Origin of the sequence: Glycomyces salinus, assembly GCF_016428645.1 — a bacterium.
In the GTDB taxonomy this organism is placed as follows: Bacteria; Actinomycetota; Actinomycetes; order Mycobacteriales; family Micromonosporaceae; genus Glycomyces; species Glycomyces salinus.
In genome coordinates this window covers 1-5,130 of record NZ_JAELXW010000168.1, presented here as the reverse complement: position 1 = coordinate 5,130, position 5,130 = coordinate 1, and the positions used below count along the sequence as shown (strand labels likewise).

The following is a 5,130-nucleotide window of genomic DNA, read 5'->3' as shown; positions in this document are numbered from 1 at the left end:
CACCGCAGGAGACGACCCACCGCGACCGGCAACCACCGGCAGCAGCGGCAGCAAGGAGGTGACACCGAACATGACCGACCCGACCCTGCCCGGCCAGGACCCGACCGACACCGCCACCCGGACGTCGCCACACCGCCCGGCACGCAGCCGCGGCGACCACCGGCCCGAGACCTGGCAGGCACTCGCCGGGTCGACCACCGCCGCCGGGCAGTCCACCGCGCTCCCGAGTACCACCCGCTCAGGCCGCCGCGACCGCCAGAACACGCCGATCCCGGCACCCACCCGGCCGCCATACGCCACTCCGTCGCCGCCCGCCCGAACCGCGATCGGAACCGCGCCGGAATCCTGAGATCACCCTGGAGGAACCGCTTGTCGGGGAAATAGGCTCCGACCGGTCACAGGGCCTCCGGCTGGACAGGGTGGAACGACTCAGCCACTGCGGGTGGCGCGGACGATGACGTCGTGGATGGTGGTGGCGCGGCCGTCCGGTCCGGGCAGTGTGCGGGCGCGCTCGCCGGCGGTGGCGATCCGCCACCTCGGTCCGGGCAGGCGCGCGGACACGGCGGCGGCGTCGACCGACACTTCGGCGGGAGGGCGGTGGTCGTGTCCGGTGGTGTCGTGGGTGTGCAGGTGGCCGACGATGAGCAGAGTGCCGCCGGGCGCGACCCATTCGGCGATGCGGTCGTAGAAGTCGAGCTGCGGCGTCGCCGGGTGCGCGTAGTGGGTCGCGACCAGGTCGAATCCGGTGCCGGGGTCCCAGACGCTCAGGTCCGCCTCGACCCACCGGATTCGGTCGGCGGCGGCGCCGGTCGCCGCGCGTTCGGCGGCGATGGCGAGGGCCGTGGGCGAGATGTCGACGGCGGTGACGCGCCAGCCGGCCGAGGCCAGCCATATCGCCTCGGCGCCGGCGCCGCATCCGGCGTCCAGCGCCGAGCCCGGCGCCAGGCCGCCGATCTCCTCCACGAGGTACGGGTTCGGTGGATTGGCGCTCATGGAGCCCGGTTCGCCGTCCCGGCCCCGCCGCCAGTGCCGCTCCCAGCCGTCCTTGTCGAGTTCGGTCATCTCGGTCCCTCCCGTGTGCTGGCGGCCCCCGTCCGAAGGCACCGCTCGATGGTGCCCGGCAGCGGGGAAAGATGGCAAAGATAATTGCCGAATGGCAAACTGGGGGGATGGGAAACGAACTGGACCGGACCCTCGACGCCGTGGGCCCGCGCCTCAAACAGCTCCGGCTCCGCCGCGAGGCCACGCTCGTCGACCTCTCGGAGGAGACCGGGATCTCGGCCAGCACGCTCTCCAGGCTCGAATCGGGCCTGCGGCGCCCGACGCTCGAGCAACTGCTGCCGCTCGCCCGCGCCTACGGGGTCACCCTCGACGAGCTGGTGGACGCGCCGCCCACCGGCAATCCCCGCATCAACCTGCGCGCGATCGACTGCGGAGACGGCACGACGATACTCCCGCTCACCCGCAGGCCCGGCGGCATCCAGGCGTACAAGTTCGTCCTGCCGACCGGCGACGACGACGCCGAACCCGACCTCCACACCCACGAGGGCTACGACTGGGCCTACGTCCTCAACGGCACGCTGCGCCTGGTCCTGGGCGAGCACGACCTCCGGCTCAAACCAGGTGAGGCCGCGGAGTTCGACACCCGCACGCCCCACTGGTTCGGGGCGACCAGCGCAGGGCCGGTGGAGTTCCTCAGCCTCATCGGCAGGCAGGGCGAGCGCGTGCACGTCCGCGCCGCGCCCCGGCGCCGCGCCGCTCAGGCGGCCGACTGAAGGCGGTCTCGGGGACCGTGGCGCCCTTCCGGGTCACTCCCAGGCCGCTCCCACCACGTACACCCCGGCGGCCAAGCCCACCAGCAGCATCGTGATCGTCAGCAGGCCCAGTGCCGCGCCGTCGACCGGAAGCCGGTCGGTGGCGCCGAGCCAGTTCTGCGTCTCCCGGTACCGGCGCGCCGCCACCAGGTAGGCCGCCAGCGCCGTGCCGATCCCGGCCGCGCCCAGTAGCGCCACCAGCGGGCCGAGCGTCTCGGCGGCGAACCGCACCGCGACCGCCACCGTGACGCCGAGCGCGAGGCAGGTGCGCTTCCAGGCCAGGAGGGTGCGCTCGGGTTGCAGTCCGGGGTCGTAGGGCTCCTCGAGGATCGCGTTCACGCGAAGACACCGGCCACCAGCAGCAGCATCGCCACGGCGATGCCCGCCACCACGATCACCCCGATCGACCGGCCGGGGAGCATGCGGCCCTGGCGCAGCGCGCGCTCGGTGCGCACCCAGCCGCGCCATGACTGGACGGTCCCGATCAGGCCGAGCAGCACGAACACGCCCGCCGAGGCCAGCCGGAAGCCCGGGTCGACAGGCACCTCGAGCGCCTCGATCGCCACGCCCGCCGCGAACAGGGCCAGCGAGGTGCGCACCCATGCGAGGTAGGTGCGCTCGTTGGCGAGGCTGAACCTGGGGTCGGGCTCGCTGCCGACCCCGTAGACAGACTTGGGGAACCGCGGCTCGGCGCTCACGCCGCCACCGTCCGTCCCGCGGCGAGGCCTCGCTCGGCCGCCTCCGCGCCGGCCGCTTCCAGGGCTCTGCGGTTGAGATCGACATCAATCACGGTCCCATGGTAGGTCCGCCCGGCCGCGTGCCGCCGCGGATGGGACATCAGCGCCGATTCGGCCGCTTTCACGTCGACGGCCTCATCGTCGACCTTGCACGTATGAACGCCAGTGGGCCGTTCGGGCGGGAGGGCGGGGGTGTATACCGAGGAGATGATGGAGCACAACCAGTCCCTATGGGACGAAATAGACCTGCCGCTGCTGCGTCTCGTCGTCGCCTGGTACGACGAGCACGGTCCGTTCGAGGCCGACGACCTGCGGGACTCGTCGAAGATCGAGCTGTCGCCGCAGGAATTCGCCTACGCCTCCAAACGGCTCGCGGTCGCCGGGCACATCGACGTGCGATCCCGAGCCGGGGGCTTCCCCCATTCGGTCGAGGGCATCGCCCCGAGCGCGCGACGGCTCGTCTCCGGCTCCCCGTCCCCGCACATCGGCGCGTACCTGCCGCGGCTGGAGGACCTCGGCCCGCAGCTCGGCGAGAGCCTCGCCAAGGCCGCGCAGGCGTTGCGGGCGGACCCGAACCATTCCGATGCGCCGCGGTGGCGCACCCTCCTCGCCGCGGCGGCCGACACCGGCATCGATTTCGGCCCGGAGTTCGCCGCCGAGGCCGCGAGAGGACGCTCCGCCGCGCCCCCTGCGGGCTAGCTGTGATGTCCAGGGATGTTGTTCGCGGGCAACCCGTTGTACCACGGTCGGGCAAACCCGGCGTCCGAGCCGGAGCGGGCGCGCCCGGTAGACGGCCCGGCTAGGATGTGTGGCGTGGCACACGACCGACCCGACGGCATGGCGGGTCTCGAGGACCGGCCGTCGGACTCGCCGTATGTGGAGCGGGTCTACCAGGTGGCGGGGTCCGACACGCCCCTGCCCGCGCGCATGGTGTCGGTGGCCAACTCCAACTGGGAGCTCATCGTCTGGAAGTCCGGCGGCGTCACCAACGTCTCGGTGCGTGGGCCCGAGACCCGCCCGACGGTGGTGCCCCTCGGCGAGGACACGGGCGAGGCGTTCGGCGTGGTCTTCCGTCACGGCGCGTTCATCAAGGGCCTGCCCGTCGGCCGGCTCGTGGACGCCAGCGTGGACAGCCCGCATTCGACCGAGCGCACGTTCGTGCTGCGGGGCGAGGAGTGGGAGGTCCCCGACTACGGGAACGCGGAGACGTTCGTCGACCGCCTGGTCCGGGCCGGCCTGCTGGTCCGGGACCCGCTGGTGACCGACGTCGTCGCCGGGGACTCCCCCATGCTGGTCACGCCCCGGTCCGCGCAGCGCCGGGTCGCGGCGGCCACGGGGTTGACCCGGGGCACGATCCGGCAGATCGAGCGGGCGCGGCGAGCCGCGATGCTCCTGCGGGAGGGCAGGGCCCCCGCCGAGGTCGTGCACGAGGTCGGGTACCACGACCAGCCGCACCTGTCGCGGTCGCTGACCCGGTTCATCGGCCGGAGGGCGACCGAGCTGCGGCGGCCGGTCGGCGAAGAGGTGCTGTCGCTTCTGTACAAGACCGACGCCGACGTGCGCCCGTAGGTTCGAGTCGTGCCGGAGGGACCGGCCGCGAGAAACGAGGAGCACCCATGGCCTTCACGCAGATCTACATCAACCTTCCCGTCTCCGACCTGGAGGCGAGCACGGAGTTCTACCGGGCGCTCGGCGGCGAGCCGAACCCGCAGTTCACCGACGACACCTCCGCGCAGGTCGTCCTCAGCGAGGCGATCGCCGTGCAGCTGATGACCCGCGAGCAGTTCTCGCAGTTCACGAAGCGGACGATCGCCTCCGGCGCGATCGAGTCGATCAACGCGCTGGCGGCCGAGTCCCGCGAGGAGGTCGACCGGCTGGCGGGCGCCGCCGTCTCGGCCGGCGGGACCGAGCCCAGGGGCGCCCAGGACATGGGCTGGCTCTACAACCGCGCCGTGGACGACCCGGACGGCCACAGCTGGGAGCTGCTGGCGTACGACCCGTCGAAGATGCCCGGCGCGCCGGAGTGAGAGCCGCCGCTCGTCAGCTGATCCGCAGGCTCGAGATGAGCCCGTCGCGGAGCTCGAAGGCGAGCGGACTGGTGCCGTTGAAGCCGTTGCCGGAGACCCGCACGGTCAGCACGTAGGAGTCGGGGCGGTCGCCCTGCTCGATGCCGACCACCTCGAAGTGGGACTGCTTGCCGATGTTGTCGGTGCCGTCCCAGCGGCGGACGCCGTCGCGGCCGGTGTACTCGCGGCCCCAGTCGTTGAGGTACGCGTCGGCGGTGAAGGCCCCGGCGAACGCCTCGGAGTCGCCGGCGTTGGTGGCGTCGACGAAGGTCTGGATCGCCTCGGGGATGTCGTCGTACTGCATGTGGCCGCTCCTCGGTCGCGGATTCGCGCGGCGGTCGCCGCAGCTCCGAGTGTCTCCCGATCCGGCACCGGGCCGTCGGCTTTTCCGCCGACCGCGCGACCGATGCGGCGAGGGTCCGGCGGCGAGGCTCTCGCCGCCGGACCCGGTCGTCCGTTGCGGAGCGCCGGTCTAGGCGCTGCACGCCACGGTCGGGGTCGCGCTGTCGCCGT

The 5,130-nt window shown here is 72.7% G+C and carries 8 protein-coding genes and 1 pseudogene; 5 read left to right on the top strand and 4 right to left on the bottom strand.

Annotated features, from left to right (window positions below; translation table 11 throughout):
- Nucleotides 1-349 (top strand): annotated as a pseudogene (locus JFB92_RS24810) (hypothetical protein); the annotation flags it as partial.
- An 80-nt stretch (nt 350-429) separates the two neighbouring features.
- On the opposite strand, the gene JFB92_RS24805 reads toward JFB92_RS24810, so the two are convergent.
- Complete coding sequence (locus JFB92_RS24805; protein WP_199044614.1) at nt 430-1,062, bottom strand: class I SAM-dependent methyltransferase; 633 nt, start codon at nt 1,060-1,062, stop codon at nt 430-432.
- Nucleotides 1,063-1,169: 107 nt separating this feature from the next.
- Here JFB92_RS24805 and JFB92_RS24800 point away from each other — a divergent pair, with 107 nt between their 5' ends.
- On the top strand, nt 1,170-1,775 hold the full coding sequence (locus JFB92_RS24800) for a helix-turn-helix domain-containing protein (protein WP_199044613.1): 606 nt from the start codon (nt 1,170-1,172) through the stop codon (nt 1,773-1,775).
- A gap of 33 nt (nt 1,776-1,808) precedes the next feature.
- Here the strand turns inward: JFB92_RS24800 and JFB92_RS24795 are convergent, their stop codons facing one another.
- On the bottom strand, nt 1,809-2,153 hold the full coding sequence (locus JFB92_RS24795) for a DUF202 domain-containing protein (protein ID WP_199044612.1): 345 nt from the start codon (nt 2,151-2,153) through the stop codon (nt 1,809-1,811).
- Nucleotides 2,150-2,512, bottom strand: coding sequence for a YidH family protein (locus JFB92_RS24790; protein WP_199044611.1), 363 nt, complete (start codon nt 2,510-2,512; stop codon nt 2,150-2,152). The genes JFB92_RS24795 and JFB92_RS24790 overlap by 4 nt, the downstream gene beginning before the upstream one ends.
- A gap of 231 nt (nt 2,513-2,743) precedes the next feature.
- Here JFB92_RS24790 and JFB92_RS24780 point away from each other — a divergent pair, with 231 nt between their 5' ends.
- The 3 genes from JFB92_RS24780 (at nt 2,744) to JFB92_RS24770 (ending at nt 4,578) form a co-directional block, all read left to right on the top strand.
- Nucleotides 2,744-3,250, top strand: coding sequence for a hypothetical protein (locus JFB92_RS24780; protein WP_199044608.1), 507 nt, complete (start codon nt 2,744-2,746; stop codon nt 3,248-3,250).
- Nucleotides 3,251-3,388: 138 nt separating this feature from the next.
- Nucleotides 3,389-4,120 carry a helix-turn-helix domain-containing protein gene (locus JFB92_RS24775; protein ID WP_372451694.1) on the top strand — a complete coding sequence of 244 codons (732 nt, stop codon included), beginning with the start codon at nt 3,389-3,391 and terminating at the stop codon, nt 4,118-4,120.
- A gap of 47 nt (nt 4,121-4,167) precedes the next feature.
- Nucleotides 4,168-4,578, top strand: coding sequence for a VOC family protein (locus JFB92_RS24770; protein WP_199044604.1), 411 nt, complete (start codon nt 4,168-4,170; stop codon nt 4,576-4,578).
- A gap of 13 nt (nt 4,579-4,591) precedes the next feature.
- Here JFB92_RS24770 and JFB92_RS24765 read toward each other — a convergent pair whose 3' ends face one another.
- Complete coding sequence (locus JFB92_RS24765; protein WP_199044602.1) at nt 4,592-4,921, bottom strand: nuclear transport factor 2 family protein; 330 nt, start codon at nt 4,919-4,921, stop codon at nt 4,592-4,594.
- Nucleotides 4,922-5,130 lie beyond the last annotated feature (209 nt).